This is a genomic window from Sphingomonas sp. AC522 (assembly GCF_979258125.1).
The window spans coordinates 2024105-2048298 of record NZ_OZ409836.1; the positions used below are offsets into that span (position 1 = coordinate 2024105).

General features: G+C 64.8%; 26 protein-coding genes. 19 read left to right on the forward strand and 7 right to left on the reverse strand.

Translation table 11 applies throughout. The features are described from left to right. Positions 1–6 precede the first annotated feature (6 nt). Positions 7–144 carry a hypothetical protein gene (locus ACZZZM_RS10005; protein ID WP_463594952.1) on the forward strand — a complete coding sequence of 46 codons (138 nt, stop codon included), beginning with the start codon at positions 7–9 and terminating at the stop codon, positions 142–144. A 93-nt stretch (positions 145–237) separates the two neighbouring features. Continuing rightward, the gene (locus tag ACZZZM_RS10010) at positions 238–885 is read left to right on the forward strand and encodes a sigma-70 family RNA polymerase sigma factor (RefSeq protein ID WP_463594953.1); all 648 of its coding nucleotides are present in this window, start codon (positions 238–240) and stop codon (positions 883–885) included. Between the two features lie 14 nt (positions 886–899). On the opposite strand, the gene ACZZZM_RS10015 is transcribed toward ACZZZM_RS10010, so the two are convergent. After that, positions 900–1088 carry a hypothetical protein gene (locus ACZZZM_RS10015; RefSeq protein ID WP_463594954.1) on the reverse strand — a complete coding sequence of 63 codons (189 nt, stop codon included), beginning with the start codon at positions 1086–1088 and terminating at the stop codon, positions 900–902. 108 nt (positions 1089–1196) lie between these two features. Here ACZZZM_RS10015 and ACZZZM_RS10020 point away from each other — a divergent pair, with 108 nt between their 5' ends. The 8 genes from ACZZZM_RS10020 (at position 1197) to ACZZZM_RS10055 (ending at position 8790) form a co-directional block, all read left to right on the forward strand. Then, positions 1197–3842: a bifunctional [glutamine synthetase] adenylyltransferase/[glutamine synthetase]-adenylyl-L-tyrosine phosphorylase gene (locus ACZZZM_RS10020; protein ID WP_463594956.1), complete on the forward strand. Its 2646-nt coding sequence runs from the start codon at positions 1197–1199 to the stop codon at positions 3840–3842. A gap of 11 nt (positions 3843–3853) precedes the next feature. After that, a complete protein-coding gene (locus ACZZZM_RS10025) occupies positions 3854–4327 on the forward strand; it encodes a peroxiredoxin (RefSeq protein ID WP_463594957.1) in 474 nt (157 codons plus the stop codon). Further along, entirely contained in the window at positions 4324–5115 is a 792-nt protein-coding gene (locus ACZZZM_RS10030; protein WP_463594958.1) for a ferritin-like domain-containing protein, read from the forward strand. Before ACZZZM_RS10025 ends, ACZZZM_RS10030 begins: the two co-directional genes overlap by 4 nt. A gap of 116 nt (positions 5116–5231) precedes the next feature. Continuing rightward, positions 5232–6413: a M23 family metallopeptidase gene (locus ACZZZM_RS10035; protein WP_463594959.1), complete on the forward strand. Its 1182-nt coding sequence runs from the start codon at positions 5232–5234 to the stop codon at positions 6411–6413. A 190-nt stretch (positions 6414–6603) separates the two neighbouring features. Beyond that, positions 6604–7176 carry a hypothetical protein gene (locus ACZZZM_RS10040; protein ID WP_463594960.1) on the forward strand — a complete coding sequence of 191 codons (573 nt, stop codon included), beginning with the start codon at positions 6604–6606 and terminating at the stop codon, positions 7174–7176. Between the two features lie 58 nt (positions 7177–7234). Then, positions 7235–7576: an iron-sulfur cluster insertion protein ErpA gene (gene erpA / locus ACZZZM_RS10045; RefSeq protein ID WP_463594961.1), complete on the forward strand. Its 342-nt coding sequence runs from the start codon at positions 7235–7237 to the stop codon at positions 7574–7576. A gap of 7 nt (positions 7577–7583) precedes the next feature. Beyond that, positions 7584–8354 carry an exodeoxyribonuclease III gene (gene xth, locus ACZZZM_RS10050; protein ID WP_463594962.1) on the forward strand — a complete coding sequence of 257 codons (771 nt, stop codon included), beginning with the start codon at positions 7584–7586 and terminating at the stop codon, positions 8352–8354. 226 nt (positions 8355–8580) lie between these two features. Further along, positions 8581–8790: a hypothetical protein gene (locus tag ACZZZM_RS10055; protein ID WP_463594963.1), complete on the forward strand. Its 210-nt coding sequence runs from the start codon at positions 8581–8583 to the stop codon at positions 8788–8790. A 207-nt stretch (positions 8791–8997) separates the two neighbouring features. On the opposite strand, the gene ACZZZM_RS10060 is transcribed toward ACZZZM_RS10055, so the two are convergent. After that, on the reverse strand, positions 8998–10149 hold the full coding sequence (locus ACZZZM_RS10060) for a GNAT family N-acetyltransferase (RefSeq protein WP_463594964.1): 1152 nt from the start codon (positions 10147–10149) through the stop codon (positions 8998–9000). 132 nt (positions 10150–10281) lie between these two features. On the opposite strand from ACZZZM_RS10060, the gene ACZZZM_RS10065 reads away from it, so the two are divergent. Beyond that, entirely contained in the window at positions 10282–11388 is a 1107-nt protein-coding gene (locus ACZZZM_RS10065) for a fatty acid desaturase family protein (RefSeq protein WP_463594965.1), read from the forward strand. Here ACZZZM_RS10065 and ACZZZM_RS10070 read toward each other — a convergent pair. From ACZZZM_RS10070 to lptF, 3 genes are read right to left on the reverse strand one after another with little or no spacing between them, the layout of a single operon-like run. After that, positions 11385–11654: a hypothetical protein gene (locus tag ACZZZM_RS10070; protein ID WP_463594966.1), complete on the reverse strand. Its 270-nt coding sequence runs from the start codon at positions 11652–11654 to the stop codon at positions 11385–11387. The genes ACZZZM_RS10065 and ACZZZM_RS10070 overlap by 4 nt on opposite strands. 4 nt (positions 11655–11658) lie before the next feature. Beyond that, positions 11659–12759 carry an LPS export ABC transporter permease LptG gene (gene lptG / locus ACZZZM_RS10075; protein ID WP_463594967.1) on the reverse strand — a complete coding sequence of 367 codons (1101 nt, stop codon included), beginning with the start codon at positions 12757–12759 and terminating at the stop codon, positions 11659–11661. After that, positions 12756–13958: an LPS export ABC transporter permease LptF gene (gene lptF / locus ACZZZM_RS10080; RefSeq protein WP_463594968.1), complete on the reverse strand. Its 1203-nt coding sequence runs from the start codon at positions 13956–13958 to the stop codon at positions 12756–12758. Before lptF ends, lptG begins: the two co-directional genes overlap by 4 nt. A 145-nt stretch (positions 13959–14103) precedes the next feature. On the opposite strand from lptF, the gene obgE reads away from it, so the two are divergent. The 7 genes from obgE to ACZZZM_RS10115 all read left to right on the forward strand — a co-directional run bounded on the left by obgE (position 14104) and on the right by ACZZZM_RS10115 (position 21603). Then, entirely contained in the window at positions 14104–15153 is a 1050-nt protein-coding gene (gene obgE, locus ACZZZM_RS10085) for a GTPase ObgE (RefSeq protein ID WP_463594969.1), read from the forward strand. A gap of 96 nt (positions 15154–15249) precedes the next feature. Continuing rightward, positions 15250–15684, forward strand: a complete 435-nt coding sequence (locus tag ACZZZM_RS10090) for a hypothetical protein (RefSeq protein ID WP_463594970.1) — start codon at positions 15250–15252, stop codon at positions 15682–15684. A gap of 64 nt (positions 15685–15748) precedes the next feature. Then, a complete protein-coding gene (gene proB / locus ACZZZM_RS10095; protein WP_463594971.1) occupies positions 15749–16858 on the forward strand; it encodes a glutamate 5-kinase in 1110 nt (369 codons plus the stop codon). Positions 16859–16922: 64 nt separating this feature from the next. Beyond that, positions 16923–17828: an NAD-dependent epimerase/dehydratase family protein gene (locus ACZZZM_RS10100; RefSeq protein ID WP_463594972.1), complete on the forward strand. Its 906-nt coding sequence runs from the start codon at positions 16923–16925 to the stop codon at positions 17826–17828. 281 nt (positions 17829–18109) lie between these two features. Next, the gene (locus tag ACZZZM_RS10105; protein ID WP_463594973.1) at positions 18110–18352 is read left to right on the forward strand and encodes an acyl carrier protein; all 243 of its coding nucleotides are present in this window, start codon (positions 18110–18112) and stop codon (positions 18350–18352) included. A 4-nt stretch (positions 18353–18356) separates the two neighbouring features. Further along, a complete protein-coding gene (gene spt, locus ACZZZM_RS10110) occupies positions 18357–19619 on the forward strand; it encodes a serine palmitoyltransferase (RefSeq protein WP_463594974.1) in 1263 nt (420 codons plus the stop codon). A 22-nt stretch (positions 19620–19641) separates the two neighbouring features. Continuing rightward, positions 19642–21603 carry an ATP-binding protein gene (locus tag ACZZZM_RS10115; protein ID WP_463594975.1) on the forward strand — a complete coding sequence of 654 codons (1962 nt, stop codon included), beginning with the start codon at positions 19642–19644 and terminating at the stop codon, positions 21601–21603. 9 nt (positions 21604–21612) lie between these two features. On the opposite strand, the gene ACZZZM_RS10120 is transcribed toward ACZZZM_RS10115, so the two are convergent. Then, on the reverse strand, positions 21613–22143 hold the full coding sequence (locus ACZZZM_RS10120) for a TetR/AcrR family transcriptional regulator (protein ID WP_463594976.1): 531 nt from the start codon (positions 22141–22143) through the stop codon (positions 21613–21615). 108 nt (positions 22144–22251) lie between these two features. Between ACZZZM_RS10120 and ACZZZM_RS10125 the strand changes: the two genes are divergently transcribed. Next, on the forward strand, positions 22252–23088 hold the full coding sequence (locus ACZZZM_RS10125; RefSeq protein ID WP_463594977.1) for a metal-dependent hydrolase: 837 nt from the start codon (positions 22252–22254) through the stop codon (positions 23086–23088). Here the strand turns inward: ACZZZM_RS10125 and ACZZZM_RS10130 are convergent. Then, on the reverse strand, positions 23067–24191 hold the full coding sequence (locus tag ACZZZM_RS10130; RefSeq protein WP_463594978.1) for a winged helix-turn-helix domain-containing protein: 1125 nt from the start codon (positions 24189–24191) through the stop codon (positions 23067–23069). The genes ACZZZM_RS10125 and ACZZZM_RS10130 overlap by 22 nt on opposite strands. Positions 24192–24194: the final 3 nt, after the last annotated feature.

A 24194-nucleotide genomic window follows, 5' to 3' on the forward strand; every position in this document is an offset into this window, starting at 1 on the left:
GCGCTCATGGCTGAGAACGAAGAACCGATTCACGTCACCACCGACCGCGCCCGTGCCGGCGCGACGCCACATATGACTCGCTATGTGCTGGGCTTCGGCCTGGTGCTGGTGATCATAGCGTTTGCGGTGATTCTCTTGAGCTGACGCGTGCCAGCGGGTGAAACCGCTGGCAAACGCGTCCTTCGTGCCTATCTCCAATATATCGGCGGCAACGGTGCGCCCAATGAGCGGGAATCCATGAGCGAGACTGAACTGTCCGACGAGCACGAAGACGGCGTGGAAGCGCCGCCCGAGCACGTCTCGCTGTCGGATCCCGAATTCAAGGTGCAGTTGGGGCAGGTGATTCCGCATCTGCGCGCGTTCGGGCGCTCGCTTTCGGGCAATCGCGATCTGGCTGACGATCTGGTGCAGGAGACGCTGCTCAAGGCCTGGGCAGCGCGCAAGCGCTTCCAGGCAGGCACCAATATGCGCGCGTGGACCTTCATCATCCTGCGCAACCTGTATCTCAGTCAGATGCGCCGCGCACGCTTCAAGGGCGAATGGGACGATCTGGTTGCGGACAAAATCCTTGCCGCGCCGGCAAGCCAGGACCGTCATGTCGAGCTTTCGGATATGCAGCGCGCCTTGCTGCATCTGCCGCAGCCCCAGCGCGAGGCATTGATCCTCGTCGGCGCAGGCGGCTTTGCCTATGAGGAAGCCGCCGAAATCTGTCAGGTCGCGGTCGGCACGATCAAGAGCCGCGTCGCGCGCGGACGCGTTGCGCTTGAGGCTTTGCTTTCGGAAGGCCAATTGCCGTCGCGCCGCGATATGCTGCCCAATCCCGGCGGCAAGAGCGCGCTGGACACGATCATGGGGCAGGTCGACGATCTCAGCCGCGATCGCTGAGCCGCCCAATCATCTTAATGTGAAGTGCTGCGATCCAGCCGGTTGAGCTGGCGGAGCATCGCCGCCATGTCTTCCGGCAGGCCGTTCTCGTCCAGATAGGCGCCCCGCAGCGCCAGCCCGATCGCGTCACTGGCGCGCGGCGCTTCGACCCGGTAAGCCGAGGCACAAGTCTTAGCAGTGGTGGCGGGAGAGGAACGCGGCATGCAGGTAAAACGGATGAAATTGACATTTGTTGCTTGACATGAACGAAAACTCGATACGCAGGCGTTAGAGTCGTGTCCGTAACTTCTTCTTCGTCTTTGTCCGCCGCGATGATGCGGGCGCGAAATCATTCTTCTTTTCTTTCGCTGCTGCTCGATCGCGAGCCACAACTCGTCGAAGATTTGCCCAATGCATTGCAGGATCCGATGGCGGCCGCTCGCGCCGTTGCGGGGGATATGGATGAGGGTGCGCGGCTGCGCATCGAGCGCCGTCGCCTGGCCTTGCTGGTCGCTTTGGGCGATCTGGCCGGCGAGTTCGATCTCACCCGCGTCACCAATCTGCTCAGCGACTTTGCCGACGATGCGCTCAACCGCGCAATCCGCGCCGCCATCGCCGAGCGTACGCCCGATGCCGAGCCGCTGGGCTTTGCCGCTATCGCTTTGGGCAAGCAGGGCAGCCGCGAGCTCAATTATTCCTCGGATATCGACCCGATCCTGCTTTTCGATCCGAACACGCTGCCGTGCCGCCCGCGCGAGGAGCCCGAAGAGGCAGCGGTGCGGATCGGGCGGCGCGTGGTCGAATTGCTCCAGGCGCGCGACGCCAATGGCTATGTGATGCGCGTCGATCTTCGCCTCAGGCCATCCCCCGAGGCGACACCGATCGTGTTGCCGGTCGAGGCGGCGATATCCTATTATGAATCGCAGGCGCTGCCCTGGGAGCGTGCGGCCTTCATTCGGGCGCGGGCCTGCGCCGGCGATCTAGCGCTGGGCGGCTATTTTCTCGATGCGGTGCGTCCGTTCGTCTGGCGGCGCGGGCTCGATTACGGGACGATCCGCGAGATCCGCGACATCAGCCGCCGCATTCGCGATCATTATGCCCAGACGCAGGCGTTCGGCCCCGGCTATGATCTCAAGCGGGGCAGGGGCGGCATCCGCGAGGCCGAGTTCTTCGCGCAGATCCACCAGCTCATCCATGGTGGCCGCGATCCCACCCTGCGCGCGCCCGCCACTCGAGACGCGCTGGCGGCATTAGCGGCGGCAGGGCGCATCGATGCGGACGATGCTGCGGCGCTATCGCAAGCCTATACGTTGTTCCGCACCGTCGAGCACCGGCTGCAGATGGTCGACGACTTGCAGACCCACCGGCTTCCCGCGGACCCCGCCGCGCTGACCAACGTCGCAGCGCTCCACGGGCTCGACAGCAGCGAGGCGCTGCTCGATTTACTACGACCGCATTCGGAGCGCGTCGGCCGCGTCTATGATGCGCTCAGCGACGATTCCGAACCGCGATTGCCCGCGAGCAACGAGAGCCTTCAGGCGCAGCTTGCCGAGGCGGGCTTTGATCATCCCGCGGGCGCGGCGCGGATCGTCGAGGGCTGGCGGGGCGGGGGCTATCCCGCGCTGCGAACGTCGCAGGCGCGCGAGGCGCTCGAAGCCGTCCTCCCCGGGCTCATCGCCGCTTTCGCCCAGGCACCGGATTCGACGCACGCGATCACCCGCTTCGATGCGATGCTTTCGCGGCTGCCCAGCGCGATAAATTTCTTCCGCTTGCTCGAGGCACAGCCGGCACTGGCGCGGCTGCTCAGCGCCGTCCTGTGCCACGCCCCGACGCTTGCGGAGCAGCTTGGCCGCCGCGCCGAGCTCCTTGATGGATTGATCGACGCGACGGCGCTGGAGCCAATGCCCGAGGTGTCCCAGCTGGTCGCGGAGATGGCCCGGCGCGAGACCGGCGCGGACTATCAATGGTATCTCGATTACGTCCGCCGGCTGGTCAACGAGAAGCGCTTCGCGCTGGGCGCGCAGATCGTCTCGGGCGCAAGCGACCCGCTCGAAGTCTCGGCCGGCTATGCGCGCGTCGCCGAGGCGGCGATCGAAGTGCTGGCGCGCGCCACCGTCGAGGAATTTACGCGGGCGCACGGGCGCGTGCCCGACAGCGAATTGGTGATCCTTGCGCTCGGACGGATGGGTGGGCAGGCGCTCACCCACGCCTCCGATCTCGACCTGGTCTACCTCTTTACCGGAGATTATTCCGCGGAATCGGACGGCGCCAAGCCGCTCGGGGCAGTGACCTATTATAATCGCCTCGCCCAGCGCGTCTCGGCGGCGCTCAGCGTGCCTACTGCCGCGGGGCCGCTCTACGAGATCGATACGCGGCTGCGGCCCTCGGGGGCGCAGGGGCCGCTAGTGGTCTCGCTCGATGCGTTCGAGCGCTATCAGCGCGAAGACGCCTGGACCTGGGAGCATATGGCGCTCACGCGGCTGCGCCCGATCTTCGGCTCACCCGAGGCGCGCGCGGCAGTAACCCAAGTGGTCGGCGAGGTGCTGGGTGGCGCCCGCCCCGAGCGCGATGTCGTCGCCGAAGCGACCAAGATGCGCGACGAGATGGCGGCGCACAAACCGCCCCAAGGACCGCTCGACGCGAAGCTTTCGGAAGGTGGGCTCGTCGATCTCGAATTCGCGGTGCACACGCTTCAGCTTGTCCACCGCACGGCCTTCGAGCCGCGCCTGGCGCGCGCCATCGATGGTCTAGTCACTGCCGGCCTGATGCCGCCGACGATGCGCGCGGCCTATGATTTCCTGGCCCGGATGCTCGTCACGATGCGCCTGGTCGCGCCCGATGGGCAGGTGCCCGGCGTTCCGACCCAGGCGCTGATCGCGCGCGCGGTCGGCCTGCCCGGCTGGGACGAGGTGGTTGCGGAGCTGACCCGGACCCGGCAGGAAGTGCGCGCATGCTGGGCCGCGATCCGCGGCGACTGACGGAGACCGCAATGGCACTCGAGGAAGGCGACAAGCTCCCCGATATCACGCTCGATACGCCGAGCGGCGGGACGATCGCGCTCAAGGAGCAGGCTGGGCGGCCCTTCGTGCTCTATTTCTATCCGAAGGACGACACATCGGGCTGCACGCGTGAGGCGCAGGATTTCTCGGCGATGCTCCCCGAATTCGAAGCGCTCGGCGCATCGGTGCTCGGCGTCTCGAAGGATAATGCGATCAAGCACCAGAAATTCATCGCCAAATACGATCTGACCGTGCCGCTCGCGACCGATACCGAGGGCAGGGCGATGGAGGCCTTCGACGTGTGGGTAGAGAAGCAGCTCTACGGCAAGCGCTATATGGGCATCGATCGTTCGACCTTTCTGTTCGGCCCCGATGGCAAGCTGTTCCGCGTCTGGCGGCGCGTGCGGGTGCCCGGACATGCAGTCGATGTGCTTGAATCGGTGAAGGAACTTGTCGCGCGGTGATCAGCATTGCGCAGGCGGCGCGCGCCGTCCTGGAAACTGCGGACCCGCGCGCCAAGGTGATGACTGCCCGCCGCGTCGCCCGCGATTGGCGCCTGGGCCGCCTGGCGCACAGCTTCGACGTGGCGATGCCCGATCGGCCTTCGCGCCCCTCCGCTCCCGAGCTCCTGCCGCCCAATCGCATGCCGAAGCGCGGCAAGGGCTCGGCGCATGGCCGCACCGCATTGATTCACGCGTTGGCGCATATCGAATTCTCCGCGATCGACCTCGCCTTCGACATGGCAGGGCGGTTCGGTGGGCAATTCCCCCGCAACTTCGTCGACGACTGGATGCATGTCGGCGCCGACGAAGCCCTGCATTTCGCTCTGCTCGATCGCCGGCTCAAGCAGCTCGGCAGCCATTATGGCGCGCTGCCCGCGCATGACGGCTTATGGGATGCGGCGGCGGAGACGGCGCACGATCCGCTCGCCCGATTGGCCGTCGTTCCGATGGTATTGGAAGCCCGCGGGCTAGACGTCACGCCGGCCACTGTCGAGCGTTTCGAAGCGGCTGGTGATAGCGCTACCGCCAGGATTTTATCGCGCATTTTCAACGATGAAATCCGCCACGTCCGCGCCGGCACCAAATGGTTCGAATCGGCCTGCGCGGCGGCAAAGCTGACGCCCGCAGCGGCATGGCAGGCACTGGTGACGCGGCACTATAAAGGCTTGCTTAAGCCCCCGTTCAACGACTCGGCGCGCAACTCAGCCGGTTTGTCCCGAGAATATTACCAGCCACTTGCCGCACGTTGAATAAATCCGTCACACACTGGCCGTCCAGGAGCGGTGGGGCTGCAACTGCGACATTTTGAATTTCAAGCGCGCGATCGGAAATCTTCGAAGCGGGCTTTTTAGGTTGCCGGGGACTCATGGCTAACGCGTCGAATATCAAAACTCAGAACCTTGGTCAGCGGTTCCGCAGCTTCTTCACAACCCGCGATTTTATTTTTCATGACGGCCGCGATCTGCGTCGCTTCAGCATTGCTGGTCGCACCCAGGCGCTGCTCGCCGGGATCGCCGCGGTAACCGTCGTCTTCTCGGCTTACGGCGTGTCGCAGGCCACCGTCGGTGCGATTGCAATCAGCGGCGTGACCGGCACGCCTTCGTCGCCCGAGGCGCAGGTCGCCCAGATGCGCGAGCAGTTCGAGCAGATGCAGGCCGATGTCGCCGCCGCCAAGCAAGCAGCCAAGCTTCAGGCCGCACGCGTCGAGCGTAACCAGGCGCTGATCGCCGCGACCATGTCGGGCAAGACCGATCGCGCCGCGATCGAGCAGCAGCTTCCCACCAATGCGCCGAAGACCAGCGCAGTCGCCGAGGAAGTCCTCGCCCCCCTCAAGCAAGTCGAGCAGCGCCAGGTCGCTCTGGCCGGCAAGGCACGCGCCGCAGGCGAAGCCCGTTACCAGCAGACCGCGCAGCAGCTTCGCCGCCTCGGTTTGACGCCCGAGCGTTATTCGAACGTCGCCATGGGCGGCCCCTATGAGCCGCTGGACGAGAACGACATCGCCGGCGCCAATGCCGAAGCAGCCAATGCCGATGCCCAGTTCCGCGCACTGTTCCAGACCTGGAAGAAGCTCGATATGCTCGAGCAGACGGTGATTTCGATCCCGTCGATGCAGCCGGTCGACAAGCTGATCTTCACGTCGAGCTACGGCGTCCGCTCCGATCCGTTCCGCGGCACCGCCGCAATGCACGCCGGGGTCGATATCCCGGGTGCGATCGGCACGCCGATCTATGCGACTGCCGATGGTGTCATCAGCCATGCCGGCCGCCAGGGCGGCTATGGCAATCTCGTCCAGATCAATCACGGCCGCGGCATCGAGACGCGCTACGGCCATCTTTCGAAGATCCTGGTTGCGGACAACACCCGCATCCGCCGCGGCCAGCTGATCGGCCTAATGGGCTCGACCGGTCGCTCGACCGGCAGCCACCTCCATTACGAAGTCCGCGTCGACGGCAAGGCGGTCAATCCGATCCCCTTCCTGCAGACCGGTGAGTATCTGGTCCAGATCCAGGACCGCGCGCAGACCGCTGTGGGCGGCCCCGCAAACTAATCCCTGGCAGGGGTAGGAGAGGAGAGGGGCCGCCCGTGCAGGCGGCCCCCACCCTTACTAGATGCATCCCTCTTCATTGCGGCAGTACCGCATCTTGAGCCCGGCCCAGCGCCGGGTTTGTCGTTTCATCGGCAGCGGTTGTGATCGCGCGGGTGCCCTTTATGCTGATGCTTTGACGCGTGGAGGAATTATGCGGTCGATAGTCATAGGCGCCGCGCTTATCGCAGCGGGCGCCGGCGCGTTGCTGGCGCAACCCCAAGGTCCGGCATTCGACTTGCGACGTGCGCCGCAGGCTTCGGCGATGTGCAAAGCCCAAGCGAAGCTCAATGGTCTGTGCTCGATGATCTTCGAAGCAGATCGAGCGCCCGCAGGATCGGGCTATCGCTACGAATTCGAGCGGGCCATGAGCGAGGCCGCGTGCGTGTCTCCATCCGATGACGCGGCTACGCAGCAGCAAAAGATGCAGGCTTTGTGGAACAGCCAACAAGCAAGGTTCGGCTGCAACTCGGGCAATTTCGCGACGCCCGGCGCCAATATCCTCAAATATGCCGTGTCGACGCAGAAACTGGCTTTGCTCGATCGCGCCATCAACAAATGGCGCCTCGATCTCAATCATGTAGATCCGGTGGATGGCCTGACGATCCTCGATTATGTCGAGGCTGCGATCAGGCTGAACCGCGACCCCTCCTTTTTGCCCCGGCTCCAGGAATTGCGCGCGTCGCTCCGCGAAAATGGCGCCAGGCTTCGCTCGGAGTTGCGATAGCGCCCCGCGATCCGGCCGGTGGATTGCCTCTGGTCGTCCGCGCCCCTATCTCGGCTCTATGACTACGACAACCCAGCCCGATATCGCGCTGACCGCTGCCGCAGCCGCGCGCGTGGCGGCGATCGCTGCGAAGCAGGCCAAGCCAGCAATCCTGCGGCTTTCGGTTGAGGGTGGAGGTTGTTCGGGCTTCCAGTACAAGTTCGGCATGGCCGAGGCTCCGGAAGGCGACGACCTTGTCGCAGAGACAGATGGCGTCCGGCTGATTGTCGATCCGATCAGCCTGGATCTGGTCCGTGGCGCGCAGGTCGATTTCGTCGATAATCTCGGCGGGCAGCATTTCGCGGTGACCAATCCCAATGCCGCGTCCGGCTGCGGCTGCGGCACCAGCTTCTCGGTCTGACGCGCCAGTGAAGATCGTCAGCTACAACGTCAACGGCATCAAGGCGCGCATGGAGCGCCTGCTCGAATATCTCGCCGAGCAGCAGCCCGATGTGGTCTGCCTCCAGGAGCTAAAGGGCGCCGACGAGACGCTGCCGGTCCGCGATATCGAGAAGGCCGGCTATGGCGCGGTGTGGCATGGGCAGAAGGGCTTCAACGGCGTTGCCGTGCTCGCCAAGGGCCAGCAGCCGATTGAGCGCCAGCGCGGCCTCGCCGGCGATCCCGAAGATGCGCACAGCCGCTATCTCGAGGCCGAAGTAGGCGATGTGATCATCGCCTCGATCTACCTGCCCAACGGCAATCCGCAGCCTGGACCTAAATTCGATTACAAGCTCAAATGGATGGATCGCCTGGCCGATCGCGCGCGCGAACTGCTCGCCGAGGAGCGTCCGGTGGTGCTCGCCGGCGATTATAACGTCATTCCCAATGACGACGACACCTTCTCGGTCCGCGCGATGGCCAGCGATGCGCTGATGCAGCCCGAGAGCCGTCAGCGTTACCGCGCCTTGCTCGCCCAAGGCTGGACCGACGCGCTGCGAACCCGCTTTCCCGGCGGGGGGATCTGGACCTTCTGGGATTATCAGGCAGGCGCCTGGCAGCGCGACGCGGGCTTCCGCATCGATCATTTGCTGCTTAGCCCCATGGCCGCCGATCGGATGAACGGCGCCGGCGTCGATAAGGGCTATCGCGGCCGCGAGCGTGCCAGCGATCACGCCCCCACCTGGGTCAGTCTCCGCTAGCCTGGTCGCTTCCGGACAGGGCGCTGTCCGCTTTCGAACACCCGCCCGCGCAATCCGCCAACTCTCGGCGTGTATTGCCGCACTATAGCACTATCGAGAGGTGCGCATTTCCGCTAAGTTATTGATATACCGTCGTCCGAGTGTTTGGCACAGTTACTGCAGTAAGACAGTAGCAGGCGGCACAAAGGAGCGCCTGTCATGCCCCACCGTTCAAGGAGTGACAGATATGACTCGTTTCATCGCAATCGCCGCCGTCGCCACGCTCATCGCCATGCCGGCTTATGCCACCGATCCGGCGAAGACCGACGGCAAGGATCCGATGGCCAAGCGCGTCTGCGTCGTGAAGACGACGACGGGCTCGCTGCTCGACAAGAAGGAATGCCGCACGCGCGGCGAATGGATCGCGCTCACTGGCACCGATCCGCTCAAGAAGTAATCGGTCCCCCGGAACGGCTCGCGATACCCCCTTGCATCGCGAGCCGGACCGACTGCGCGGCCACTGGCGGTCGCGCGGCGATCGGCCCGCTTTCCCGTCCATACTTCCCGCGAGCGTGTCTCTCGCGGATCGGGCGGGGGAGCGGGCCGGTTCGATTCCGGTGAAGACGGTTGGAGCTCGCTGCGCGCTCCCGCCACCGGTGCGGCCCTACAGCCCCTTCTTGTAGATCATATATTCGCGATTGACCGTGCTCTGGATGGCATCGGCAATGGCGTTCATCCCCTGATTGTCCTCGAGCACCCAACCGATCTCGCCGCGGGTCACGCCGAAATCCACCGTCGCGTCGCGGCGGATGAACTCGATCATCATGAAGGCGAGCTGGCTCGCCAGCCGCGAGGCCTGGAGCCGCTTGACCACCCCCATCAGCGGCACGCGCGCCGTGCGCGTGCGCGGCTTGCGCAGCCACAGCAGCAGCTTGGCCCAGCCGAACGGGAACAGCGAACCCTTGAGCGGCATCAGCGCCTCGTTGAGATCGGGCAGGGCGACCATGAAGGCGACGGGTTCGCCATCATATTCGGCAATCCGGATCATCTGCTCGAACACCAGCGGTTTCAGCTTCTTGCCGACATCGTCGATCTCGGGCTGGGTCAGCGGCACGAAGCCCCAATTTTCTGACCACGCATCGTTGAGGATGGCCAGGATGATCTTGGCTTCGTCCTCGAAGCGCGATTTATCGACGCGGCGGATGCGGATGCGATCGTTGCGCTCGCCGGCGGCGACGATGCGCTGGATCAGCGGCGGGAAGCCGTCGACCACCGGAAGATCATAGGTCAGCAGCTTCTTGGCCTCGGCATAGCCCATCGCCTCGATCCAGCCGCGATACTGCGGCTGATGGTGCCCCATCATCACCGTCGGCGGATGGTCATAGCCCTTTACCAGCAGCCCGGGCTCTTCCCAGATCGACAGGCTGACGGGCCCCAGCGCGCGGGTCATGCCTTTCTTACGCAGCCATTCCTCCGCAGCGTTGATCAGTGCCTTGGCGGTGTTCTGGTCCTCGGCCTCGAACATTCCCCAGAAGCCGGTGCCCGGCCCGAAGCCCTGCTCGGCGGGCATTTCGAGCGCGAGGAAATCGATATGCGCGGAGATGCGGCCCGTCACCTTGCCGCCGCGCTCGGCAACGAAAAGCTGCGCCTCGGCATGACTGAACCAGCCATTCTTCTTGGGGTCTATCTTGGCATATTCCTCCTGCCGAAGCGGCGGCACCCAATTGGGATCGCTGCCGTTCAGGCGATAGGCGAGCTCGATAAAGGCCTTGCGGTCCGCCCGCGTAGCGACCGGGCGGATGGACAGAGAAGACATGGAAAGCCCCTTTCTGCGCGGTGAAGTCCTGCCTGCAGGGGCTGGTGTCAAGGCGCAACATCGGCCCTGCGCTCCCTGGCACCCCTGTTACTGCCAACATGTAGCCACTATCTAATTGCAATGGGCCGGGTCATGAACACCAGTATCGCTTTGGATGCGCACGAAGCAGGAATTTCGGCGGCGACGCCGCGCGCACAGCGTGAACGCATCGCCGACGACAAGGCGATGCTGCGCGCAGCCGCCGAAATGGCGCGCGATCTCGCTGGGCATAAGCCTGCAATCTACTGGGGCGATCTGTTCGCATCGGTGACCGTCGGTTATGGCGCGCTGTTCGTCGCGGTGATGGCCCGCGGCTGGGGTTTGTGCCTCGCGGCGGGACTGGTCTCGGCGCTAGCCATCTATCGCGCAGTGAGCTTCATCCATGAAATCTCGCACATGAAGGCAGGCGCAGTGCCCGGCTTCCGGCTAGGCTGGAATCTGCTCGTCGGCGTGCCGCTGCTGGTGCCGTCGTTCATGTACGAAGATGTCCACGTCCATCATCATGCCCGCACCAAATATGGCACGGTCGAGGACCCCGAATATCTGCCCCTGGCGCTGATGAAGCCGTGGACGCTGCCGATGTTCGTTATCGTCGCGACGCTGGCGCCGATCGGCCTGCTGGTTCGCTACGGCGTGCTCGCGCCGCTCTCGGCGATTTTCCCGCCGCTGCGCAAGTTCGTGATCGAGCGTTATTCGGGCCTGGTCATCAATCCCGCCTATCGCCGCCGCATGCCCGAGGGCCGCTTTCGCAGCGAATGGTTGGCGATGGAGGTCGGCGCGAGCCTGTGGGCCATGGCGCTGATCGCAATGCTCGCGACGGGCATCATTTCGCTCACGCCCTTCCTCATCGTCCTCGCGATCGTCTCGTTTGCCACCGTGATCAACCAGGTCCGCACGCTGGTCGCGCATCTCTGGGAGAATGAAGGCGAAGCGATGACGGTGACCGGCCAGTATCTCGACAGCGTCAATGTGCCCCCGCCTGCCTTATTGCCCGCCCTCTGGGCCCCGGTCGGCCTGCGCTACCACGCGCTGCACCATCTGCTGCCGAGCGTGCCCTATCACAATCTCGGCAAGGCCCATCACCGCATCACCGCGGCGCTGGAAAAGGGCTCGCCCTATCACAAGGCCAGCTATGCCGGATTGCCGGGGCTGGTCGACCAGCTGGCCCGCAGCACGATGACCAAGCGGGGCCGAAACTAGCAAAGAAGGCGGCTACCGGCCTCAATTTTCCCCGGATCGACACCGGTATCGTAGGCAAGCGTAGTAACAAAACGCTGCCAATTATTGCGATGAGCTCGGTCCTCGACCGGCAGGGCTTTGAGCACCGACGTATAGACGTCGCCGGCGGTCACCCAATCCTTCGCGTCGTTGCCGTTTAACCGGATGTTGAATTCGGTTTCGACGATGGCATCCACCTCATCCCCGTCACCGCCAAGGCCGACACTCGGGGGATGGCGCAATGCCATCCCGTTATTCCTCGGACCGCAGCAACACCGCTTCGCCGATCATCAGGAATAGCAGGAACGGCGCCCAGGCCGCCAGAAACGGCGGGTATGCCCCGAGATTCCCCATCGCCAGCGCAAAATTGTCCGCGACGAAGTACAAAAAGCCCAGGGCCATGCCGATCACCGCGCGCATGAACAGCTTGCCCGACCGCGCGATGCCGAAGGCCGCGACGGCGCCTAGCAGCGGCATCAGGATCGACGAGAGCGGCCCGGCCAGCTTGTGCCACAGCGATCCTTCGAGCGCCTTGGTGGGACGTCCGGCGAGCTGAAGATCCTGGATCGCCTCGCGCAGCCCGAAGAACGACATGCCATCGGCGTTTACCGAAGCCAAAGTGAATTGATCGGGCCGCACTCCGTCGGCGATGCGAACCGAGCCGAGCGGTGTCAGCCCCCCGCTCGCGACATCGAAGCGCTCGGCATTCTCGACACGCCAGCCAGCACCATCGCGCTTGCCGGTGGTGGCGGTGACGATCGAGCGCAGCGACTGGCCCTTCCGCTCATATTCGGTGATGCCATAGAGCAGCGCTGCCTCGCCGCGGCCCTTGATCTGCTGAACCACGATCAGATGATCGCCATCCTTGACCCACACATTGGCGCGGTCGCCGCGATCGACAGGCAGGGGGCCATATTCGACCTTTTTCCACTGCGCGAGTGTGGCCGATGCGCGCGCCACCACGCGCTCGTTGAACCCGAACGAGATCGCCGCGACGATCAGCCCGGTCAGCATCAGCGGCGCCAGCACCTGGTGCGCCGAGAGCCCCGAGGCCTTCATCGCGATAACTTCGCTATTCTGGTTGAGCTGCGAGAGCGTCAGGATCGTGCCGAGCAGCACCGAGAAGGGCAGGAAGCGCGCAATGATCTCGGGCGTGCGCATGCTGACATAGCGCCACACCTCGCTCTCGCCATTGCCCGCATAGGCCAGGATCCGCCCGCTTTCGCTGAGCAGATCGAGCGCCTGGAGCACGAGCACCAAAGCCGCCAAAATGGCGAAGGTCCGCACCAGGAACATCTTCGCCATGTAGATCGACATGGTTCGCGACGGGAAAAAGTTGGTGAGGCTGGTCATGCGGCTGCCCCGTTCTTTTTCCTGCGCCCCGGCAGGTAACGCGTCACGGCCTTGACCAGCTTGTCGAACCCTTTCTCGAACGCGGCGAGCGGCTGCGCGCCGGGAACATAGGCGACTTGGTAATACAGCCAGAAGGTCAGCGCCGCGAACAGAGCGAAGGGCACCCACAAGGCGATCAGCGGATCGATCCGCCCCAGGCTGCCGATCGCCTGCGCATATTCATTGACCTTGTGATAAGTCACGATGAGGACGATCGACAGGAACACGCCGAGCGCCGAAGTAGATCGCTTCGCCGGCACGCCCAGCGCGACCGCAAGCATCGGCAGCAGGAACATCGAGAAGACTTCCGCCAGCCTGAAATGATACGCCGCGCGGCTGGTGTCGCGCTGCTCCTCCTTGGCGGTGCGGTCCTTGCCGATCCGCGCGAGCTCGGGAAGCGTCTGTTCGAGACTGCGGTCGCCGCGCTTGCGGAACTGCTCGTATTTGGGGAGCGGGATCGGCAGATTATGCGTGGTGAAGGTGAGCACGCGCGGCACCTTCGATCCCTTGGCGGTATGCACCAGCGTGCCGTTGGTCAGGCGGAAGATGATCGTGTCGGGATCGTCCGATCGCATGAACTGGCCGCGCTCGGCGGTCACTGCGAGCGGGCTGCCGTCCTTGGTCACCATCTGCAGGAAGATCCCCGAAAGATCGCGCCCCGAATTCTTGCTCTCTTCGATCCGCAGCGTCATCCGCGCGCCGAAGCTGGTGAATTCGCCCACCTTGATGGAAGCGCCCAGCGCGCCGCTGCGCAGCTCGAAGCGCAGCTGCTCGTAATTGTAGCGCGACCAGGGCTGGAGGAAGCCGACGATCGAGAGATTGAGCAGCGCTAGTGCTATCGCATACATATACGGCACTTTGAGCAGCCGCGTGTAGCTCATCCCCACGCCGCGCAGCACGTCGAGCTCGGACGATGTGCCCAGCCGGCGAAAGGCGAGCAGGCAGCCCAGCATCAGCCCGATCGGAATGCCGAGCCCCAGATATTCGGGAAGCAGATTGGCGAGCATCCGCCATACCACGCTGACCGGCCCGCCCTCGGTCGCGACGAAGTCGAACAGCCGCAGCATGCGATCCAGCACCAGCAGCATCGCGGAGATCAACAACGTCGAAATCAACGGAACCGCGATCAGCCGCGCCATATAGCGATCGATCGAGTTCATGCGCGTGCTTGGAGGCCCTGTTTTCATGGGCGCGACACCGCCCGCTTTCGTGAACCACAAGCCTATACGCCCGGTTCCGCATCGTGCCAGCAAGAAAGTTGCGCAGGGGTAGCGCCTTCAGTCCATCGCGCCTAAATGCGCGGGCATGCATTTCCTCGATCAAGCCAAGATTTTCGTCCGTTCGGGCGCCGGCGGCCCCGGCGCGGTCAGCTTCCGGCGCGAGAAGTTCATCGAATATGGCGGCCCGGATGGCGGCAATGGCGGCAAGGGCGGCGACATCGTCTTCGAAGCGGTCGCGGGCCTGAACACGCTGATCGACTTCCGTTACACACAGCATTTCCGGGCAATGCGCGGCAAGGGCGGCGCCGGATCGAACATGACCGGCGCGGGCGGCGACGACCTGATCATCAAGGTGCCGATCGGCACCCAGATCCTTACCGACGACGATGAGCGCACGGTGCTGGTCGACATGGTCCGCGAAGGGCAGCGCTCGATCTTTCTGCGCGGCGGGGACGGCGGCCGCGGCAATGCCAGCTACAAGACATCGACCAACCGCGCCCCGCGCCAGCACGGCACCGGCTGGCCGAGCGAAGAGATGTGGGTCTGGCTGCGCCTCAAGCTGCTCGCCGATGCCGGGCTGGTCGGCCTACCTAACGCGGGCAAATCGACCTTCATCAATCAGGTGACCAACGCCCAGGCCAAGGTCGGCGCCTATGCGTTCACTACCACGCGGCCCCAGCTTGGCGTCGTTCGCCACAAGATGCGCGAATTCGTCGTCGCGGACATTCCCGGCCTGATCGAAGGCGCTGCCGAAGGGGCAGGGATCGGCGATCGCTTCCTAGGGCATATCGAGCGTTGCCGCGTGCTGCTCCACTTGGTCGATGCCAATGATCCCGACGTGGCGGAAAGCTACCGGATCGTGCGCGACGAGCTCGAGAATTACGGGGCCGGCCTCACCGACAAGAAGGTCATCGTCGCGCTCAACAAGATCGACACGCTCGATGACGAACTGATTGCCGCGCTTTCCGCCGAGCTTGAAGAAGCAAGCGGTGTGGATGTGATCCCGTTATCGGGCGCCGCAGGCACCGGCGTGGATTGGGTGCTCGATAAATTGCTCGAAGCGATCGGGCCCGAAAACGGCCGCGTCAGCGACGATGACGAAGGCGAAGACGCCATTGAGTGGTCGCCGGTTTAAGCCGGCACCACGCTGCTGCCTCGGTGGAATCGGCCTTGAGCCCTCCTTAACCATATCGGCGCAATATCCCTTCGAATATCGGAAGGGGTTTGCAAAATGCGCACGCGTTTCGTTCTTGCTGGCATGGTTTCGGCGCTGTTGATGCCGGGCATGGCCGCCGCTCATGAGGTTGACGGCCACAAATCCGAAGTCGCGGCCTATCGCGTCTCGATGCAGCTGCACGATGGCGCGCGGCTGGTCGCTTCGCCCACGCTTGACGTGAAGGTCGGGGAACTGGCTACTCTTTCGATCGAAGACGAAAAGGGCCAGCGCTATTCGGTGCGTCTGATGCCGATGCGCGTTGGCGACGGAAAGGTGTTTGTCGCCTCGTCCATCGATATCGCGTCGGGATCGGAGACCTATTTGGGATCGCCCGTGCAGATGGCCCCGCTGGGTCAGGCTTCGGCAATCGAGATCGGCAAGGATAGCCCTGCGTCCCGGCCGTTCCGTCTGGATTTCACGCTCACCGCGGCGACCGTCCCCACGATCTGATAGCCGGGCGAGCGGAGGGCCGGCGAAGCTTTGCGATTATCGCAACCAACGCTAAGCGCTTCGCATGCATCTCTTCCCGCCCGCTGCCTGCCCGCGGCTGATCGTCAAGATCGGCTCGGCGCTGCTCGTCGATCCCGACGGCGGCGTGCGGCGCGAATGGCTGGCGGGGATCGCCGCCGATATCGCCGAGCGTGCCCGCACTGGCCAGCAGGTGGCGGTCGTCTCCTCGGGCGCGATCGCGCTCGGCGCGCGACGGCTAAAGCTTGCCAAGGGTGGCCGCGCGAGCCTTGAGGACGCCCAGGCAGCGGCGGCAGTCGGCCAGATCGCGCTGAGCCAGGTCTGGGCCGAAACCCTCGGTGCCCAAGGCCTCACCGCAGCCCAGATGCTGGTCACGCTCGACGATCTCGAAGACCGCCGCCGCTATCTCAACGCCGCCGCGACGCTCGATCGCCTGCTCAGCCTCGGCGTCGTTCCGATCCTCAATGAAAATGACTCGGTCGCAACCGAGGAAATCCGCTTCGGCGACAATGACCGCCTGGCGGCCCGCGTCGCCCAGGCCGCGGGGGCAGGGGGCGTCGTGCTCCTGTCCGACGTGGACGGCCTTTACGATCGCAACCCCGCGCTTGCCGATGCGCAGCATGTTCCCCGCGTCGAGCGGATCGATGCCAGTGTCGAGCGCATGGCCGATAAGGGCTCGGCATCGGGAATGGGATCGGGCGGCATGATCTCGAAGATCGCCGCCGCTCGCATCGCCAATGCCGCCGGCGCGCATCTCGCCATCGCATCGGGCCGGATCGATCGCCCGCTTTCCGCAGATGCGCGCCACACGCTCTTCGTCGCCGAGAAATCTGCCCCCGCCCGTAAGGCATGGCTGGCCGGCGGCCTCACCGCCAAAGGCAATATCCATGTCGATTCCGGCGCTGCAAAAGCTCTCGCCAAGGGCAACAGCCTCCTCGCCGCCGGTGCAACCCGGATCGAAGGCAGCTTCGCCCGCGGTGACCTGATCGTGATCCTCGGCCCCGATGGCGCGCAACTAGCGCGCGGCCTCTCCGAATATCCCAGCGAAGACGCCGCCCGCATCACCGGCAAGCGCAGCGAAGAGCATTCCCAAATCCTCGGCTATGCGCCGCGCTCGGCGATGGTCCACCGCAGCCATATGGCGTTGCTGTTATGATCGCATTTGCTGCCACTTCTTTTCCCCCGGCCTTCGCCGCGGAGAAGAAAAGAGGCATTTGCTGATGGCGACAATCGCCATCACCGGCGGCACCGGCTTTGTCGGCTCGCGCCTCATCGCCCTCGCGACCGAAGCCGGCCATCACGTCCGCGCACTCACCCGCCGCGACCAGGCGGAACGTGCCGGCATCACCTGGATCGCCGGTGACCTCATCAACACCAAAAGCCTCGCCGAGCTTGCCGAAGGCGCGGACGCGGTCATCCATGTCGCCGGAGTGGTCAATGCGCCCGACCGGGCCGGCTTCGCCGCGGGCAACATCCACGGCACCAGCAACGTGCTCGCCGCGGCGCAGGCCATGGGAGTGACGCGCTTCATTCACGTTTCGTCACTCTCCGCGCGCGAGCCGCTGCTTTCCAACTATGGTTGGTCGAAGGCCGAGGGCGAGGCGCTCGTTGAAATGTCAGGCCTGCGCTGGTCCATCGTTCGCCCGCCAGCGATCTACGGCCCCGGTGACATGGACATGCTCGACCTGTTCAAGCTCGCCAATCGCAACCTCGCGCTGCTTCCTCCCGCCGGCCGCATCTCGCTCATCGAAGTCGGCGATCTCTCGCGGCTGTTGCTCGCGCTGGCGTTGGAAGACAGCTCCCGCACGATCCTCGAAGCCGATGACGGCGTCGAAGGCGGCTGGACCCACGAGCAATTCGCCCGCGCCATCGGCACGGCGCTCGGCAAGCGCGTTGCCGCCCTCGCGCTGCCCCGCCCGCTGCTGATGGCGGGCGCGCATCTCGATCGGCTGATGCGCGGCAAGCGCGCCAAGCTAACCCCGGATCGCGTCGCCTATTTCTGCCACGAGGATTGGGTGATCGATCCGGCTCGCCGCCCATCTGCCGATCTCTGGATGCCCCAGGTCGAGACCCCGGCCGGTCTAGCCGCCACCGCGGCCTGGTATCGTCAGCAGGACCTGCTTTAAACCCTTGCAAAGTAGGATTTTGCTTGCTTGGGTAAACCGGTCGGCACGGCCGTCCCCTCTTTGAAATCTTCGGTCCGAAGATGCCCATGGCCAGTGCGAACATTGGGAAGATTCGCGGCCTGCAAAGCCGTTCTAAGGCTTAAACTTCCTAAACTTCCAAAGCGCAGCAGCTATCGGCGTGTCTGGGGGCACGGTCGTAACGACACGCTCATAGCCCCGTCGTCACCCCGTTTCCGCCGCATTCGCTTGGCAGTGCACGGACGAGCCACTAAGGACGCGCAATGACAGACCGCACCGAAATCTTCGCTAGCATCGCCCCCCTTATCGAGCGCTTCAACAAGAAGGGCGTCGCGATCGGCGACAGCACCACCTTCGCCGGCGATCTCGAATGGGACAGCCTGACGGTGATGGATTTCGTCGCCGAGATCGAGGACGAGTTCGACATCATCATCACGATGAACATGCAGGCCGAGATCGAGAATGTCGGCCAGCTCGTCGATGCCGTGGCCAAGCTGAAGGGCTGAGCCGATGACCGACGGGGCAAACACCGCCGACGCGCTGCCGGAGAACCCGTCCGCGGTGGCTCCCGAGCGCGACTTGATGAGCAAGTTCGACGGTCTGATCGCTGAGCGCCAGGCGCTGATCGACACCGGCGTTACCGATCCGTTCGCGATCGTGATGGAGCAGGTGAAGTCGCCCACCGAAGCAGTGATTGCAGGGCGCGATACGATCCTGCTCGGCACGTACAATTACATGGGCATGACCTTCGATCCGGACGTAATCCAGGCGGGCAAGGACGCGCTCGACCAGTTCGGCTCGGGCACCAATGGCAGCCGGATGCTCAACGGCACCTTCCGCGACCATATGGAAGTCGAGGAAGCTCTCCGTGAGTTCTACGGCACCAGCGGCGCGATCGTCTTTTCCACCGGCTACATGGCCAATCTCGGCATGATCAGCACGCTGGCGGGGAAGGGCGAATACGTCATCCTCGATGCCGACAGCCATGCCTCGATCTATGACGGCTGCAAGCAGGGCAATGCCGAGATCGTCCGCTTCCGGCACAACGATATCGAGGATCTCGACAAGCGCCTCGGCCGCCTCCCCAAGGAAGCGGGCAAGCTGGTCGTGCTCGAAGGCGTCTATTCGATGCTCGGCGACATCGCGCCGCTCAAGGAAATGGTCGCCGTCGCCAAGAAGCATGGCGCGATGGTCCTGTCCGACGAAGCGCATTCGATGGGATTCTACGGCCCCAACGGCCGCGGCGTGTACGAGGAACAGGGCTGCGAGGGCGATGTCGATTTCATCGTCGGCACTTTCTCCAAGTCGGTCGGCACCGTCGGCGGCTTCTGCGTTTCGAACCATCCCAAGTTCGAGGCCATCCGGCTCGCTTGCCGCGCTTATATCTTCACCGCGTCGCTGCCCCCGTCGGTGGTCGCGACCGCCGCGACTTCGATCCGCAAGCTCCGCTACGCACACAATAAGCGCGCGCATCTCTGGGAAAATGCCCGCACACTGCACGGCGGGCTCAAGGAAATGGGTTTCGAGCTCGGCACCGAAAGGCCGGACAGCGCCATCATCGCCGTGATCCTCAAGGATCAGGAGCAAGCCGTGGTGATGTGGCAGGCGCTGCTCGACAATGGCCTGTACGTCAACATGGCGCGCCCGCCCGCAACGCCCGCAGGCACGTTCCTGCTGCGCTGCTCGCTCTGCGCCGAACATACCGCTGAGCAGATCCAGCGCGTGCTCGGCATGTTCAAGGCCGCCGGCCAGGCAGTTGGCGTGATCGCCTGAGGAGGCTAGAGTCGCCCGCGACATGAGCGAGGGCCTTACCGCACTGGAGCGCGCGGTTCGCGACACCAACTGGCGCTTCCGCTTGCTCGGCGCGCTGGCGGTGCTCGGCGTCGCGGTGCTCGCCGCCTTGATCTTCTTCCAGCAGCGCACCGACGATGCCCGTGACAAGGCGATCGCACTTCAGCAGCACAGCTTCGAAGTCATCATGCGCGCCAATCAGCTCTCTGGCACGATCTCCTCCGCAGAGGCCGCTTTGGGCCGTTACGTGGTGAGCGCTGACAAGAATCTCGGCCGGCAATTCGCCGATCAATGGAAGCGCGCCGGCGACCAGCTCGTTCGCCTGCGCCAATTGACCGCCGACAACCCCACCCAGGTCGAACAGCTCGCCGAAATGGGCAAGGCCTTCGACGCCCGCGGCAAGGAGCTCAACGCCACTGCGCTTTACTCCTCCTACCAGCGTCATCGCGATGCCTGGGGCAGCTATTACAATGTTCGCGAGAGCGGCGCCCGTTCGCAGGTCGAGTTGCTGCTCGGCAAGGTTGGCGATGCCGAACGCGTGCTCCTCCAGCAGCGCACCGCCGATGCCGCGGAACTGGTCGCCAATTCCAGCCTCGCCTCGCGGATCCTGACCGGCTTCGGCGTGCTCATCGTGCTGGCTGCGGTGCTGCTCGGCTGGATGGCGATCGAGGCGCAGGGCGAGCGCGCGGTCGCCGATGCCGATGCCGATGCCGAGCGCGAGCGCGCCGCCGAGCTCCAGCGCGCCGTGGCCGAGGCGACTGCGCAGCTCCGCGCCGAAGTCCATGAGCGCATCGTCGCCGAAGAGCAGTTGCGCCAGGCCCACAAGATGGAAGCGGTCGGCCAGCTCACCGGCGGGATCGCGCATGATTTCAACAATATGCTGGCAGTGGTTCTCGGCGGGCTCGAACTTGCCAAGCGGCAGATGGGCAAGGGCGGCCCCGATGCCCAACGACACATCGAAAGCGCCATGGAAGGAGCGAATCGCGCCGCGGCGCTGACCCGGCGGCTGCTTGCTTTCTCCCGCTCCGAGCCGCTGCTCCCCGAAGCGGTCGAGCCCGGCAGGCTGATCGAGGGGATGAGCGACTTGCTCGACCGCACGCTCGGCGACACGATCGAAGTCGAGACCAGCCCGGGCGAAGCCGATTGGCGCGTCTGGGTCGATCGCCACCAGCTCGAGAACGCGTTGCTCAACCTGGCCGTGAACGCACGCGATGCGATGAACGGACGCGGTTCGCTGACCATCGCAGCGGGCGCCAGGACGCTGGGCGCGGGCGACGTCGGGGAATGCGTGTCGGGCGATTACGTCACGATATCGGTAACCGACACCGGCTGCGGCATGACCAGCGAAGTGCTCGAGCGCGTGTTCGAGCCTTTCTTCACCACCAAGCCGGTGGGCAGGGGCACCGGGCTCGGGCTCAGCCAGATCTTCGGTTTCGTCCGCCAGTCGGGCGGCGAGATCGGTATCGACACCGCGCCGGACCAAGGCACCTCGGTCACGCTTTATCTGCCGCGCTACACCGGCGACGCGGTCTGCGAGGTGATCGAGCCCGTGGCGGAAGGCGAGGCGGCCACCATACGCCGCCTGTCGATCCTGGTGGTCGAGGACGATCCCCGGGTGCTCGCCGCGACGATGGGCGCGCTCGAGGAAATGGGCCATCACGCCGTGGGCTGCGAAGACCCCATGGAAGCCCCCGCGGCGATCGCGGGGATGGCGGCGCTCGACGCGATCGTCTCCGATGTATTGATGCCGGGCCAGACCGGTCCCGAGATGGTCGCCGCGCTGGGCGAGCGGATCGAGGGTGTCGCGGTGTTGTTCGTCACCGGGTTCGCGGGCGAAGTCGATGCCGAGATTTTCCGCGGCCGTCCTGTGCTGCGCAAGCCCTTCACCATGGCCGCGCTCACCCGCGCAGTCGATGAAGCGGTGGATCAGGAAGCACGGCGAACACCGCGGGAAGCGGCCGAGTAAAGCCGGCGCTCAGGGGTGGAGATGCGCCCGGAGCATCGCATCGGTCGCCAGCTGTCGCGCCCGGTCGCGCGGCAGCCCAAGCGCAGTCGCCATGGGCGCACCGAGCAGGGCATCGCCGAGCGCCATCAGCACCAGATGCAGCGTCTCCTCCTGCAGTGACATGCCTTCATGCGGATGATCGCGGGCGACCATATCGACGAGCTTCTGGACCGATTGGAGGATCGGCTCGAGCACGTCGTGATTGCCCGTCAGGATCATCCAGCTCGCAAGCGCGCCCGCACCTTCCTTGTCGAAGGCATCGAAGGTGAGGTCGACGACTTCGCGGGGATCGTGATCGGCTTCGCGGGCGCGGAGGATCGCCTGGCTGATCTTGGCGGTCACCCCCTCGGCGATGTTCGCCGCCAGCGCCTTTTGCAGGCCCGATGCCGAGCCGAAATGGTGGAGCAGATTGGCGTGCGTCCGCCCGATCCGCGCAGCAACTGCCTTCAGCGTAACTGCCTGCGGCCCCGATTCGAGCAACAGCGCACGCGCGGCTTCCATCGCGGCGTCGCGCGATTCTTCCGGACTAAGGCGTTTGCGTGGAGTTATTGACATCAGTGTAAGTAAACTTTAGGCCCCTAGGGAAACCGGCTTAGTGGAGGAATCCCCGTGGTCAATGCAAAGACTCCTGCCGATCTCACGATCACGCCCCGCGATCGGCGCTTTGGACGTGGCTCGGCGCAGGGCCGCTGGTGGATGGCGGGCGATCCAGTGGCCACTGCTTTTCACAATGCGCTCTCGATCACCTTCCCCAAGGGCGAGGCCTTTTTCATCGAGAGCGTGAAGGCGTTCCGCGAAGGGGCATCGCCCCGGCTGGCCGAGGAGATCAAGGCGTTCACGCTCCAGGAAGTGATGCACAGCCGCGAGCATGTCGCGTTCAACAAGCGCGTCATCGATGCCGGCTATGATCTGGAGCCGCTCGAGAAAGTGGTCGACGACATGCTGGTGCTGATCAAGCAGCGCCCGGCGATCGTGAATCTCGCGGCGACCATGGCGCTCGAGCATTATACCGCGATCCTGGCCTCGATGATCCTCAAGGACCCGCGCTATTTCGCCGGCACCGATACCGAGCAGGCCGATATGTGGCGCTGGCATGCGATCGAGGAGCTGGAGCATAAGGGCGTCGCCTATGACACCTGGCTGCATGCGACCAAGGGCTGGAGCAAGTGGCGGCGCTGGAAGCTAAAATCGCTGATGATGCTGCTCGTCACGATCAACTTCTGGAAGAAGCGCGTCGATGGGGCAGTGGAGTTGCTGCGCCAGGATGGACTGGAAAAGGGCGCCCGCCGCCGGGTCTGGATGTATCTGCTCGTCACGCCCGGGCTGCTCCGGCGGATCTTCCCGGCCTGGGTCGCCTATTTCCTGCCGGGCTTCCACCCCTGGAATCATGACGATCGCCATCTGATCGGCCGGGCCGAGAGCGCTTATGCGATGGCGCCTGCCTGATCGTCCCGCGCGAGGCTGCGCTCTGCGAGCAGCATGGCCCCGATGACGCAGCCGCCGAACAGCGCGCCTTCCAGTCCGCCCGTCACTACCTGCGCGATAAAGCCGAAATCGGGCTCGCCGAACAGGCTGCCGATCTGATCGAGCCGAAGGCGCGACGCGGGAAACCGCCGCGCCAGCAGATCCAGGCTGCCGCTCATCAGGCGCCCGCCCAGCAAGGGGATCAGCAGCCCGGCGACGCCGCCGCTCAGCATGGCCACGCCGATTCGGCGGCGCAGCGAGGCGGCGAGGGGCCCCCGGCTGCCGATCCAGCCACCAAGGCCGACAGCACCGCCCAGCACTGCGCCTTCAAGTCCCCCGGTGATGTCACCCGGAGATTGCCCAAGCAGCAGGTTGAATGCGTCGATCCCGAGCAATTTGACGACCGCGCCCACCAGCATCCCGCCGATCGCACCGCCAACCACGCTCCATTGCCACAGCCGCCCGGAGATCAGGCTAGCCGCGGCGATGCCGAATGCAACGCCCGCGCCGCCCATCAGCGCAACGAGTATGGTGAGGCACATCAGCACCAGTAGCACCGACACTGCGCCTGCGCCGGCCTGTAGCGGCTGCGAAGCACCGGCAAAGCCATAGATCAGCCCACCGACTGCGCCCGCCACCCCGGCACCCACGGTTCCTGCGGCGCCGAGCAGCACGAAATGCGGCCGATCTTGCGCGGGCGGGTGTTCGGTAAGCGCGGCCTCGCGGCGGGAAGGGGGGGTGCCGGCCGGCTCGACCTCAGCGATAAAACGATAGCCGTGCTTGGGGATCGTCTCGATGAAGCGCGGATTGCCGGCATCGTCGCCAAGCTGGCGGCGCAGCGTCTTGATGCACTGAGTCAGCGCCTCGTCGGTGACCGGCACGCCGCGCCACACTTCCTGATGGAAGCGGTCCTTGGAAACCAGCTTGCCCGGTTCGCGCACAAGCAGGATCAGCGCGTCGAGATAGCGCGCGTTGAGCTCCACCGGCGCGCCATCGCGTTCGAGCAGCCGGTCCGTGGCATCGAGGCGGAACTGCCCGAAGTGGACCGCGCCCGCTTCTGTCTCTGGAATACTACCGCCGGTCATTCG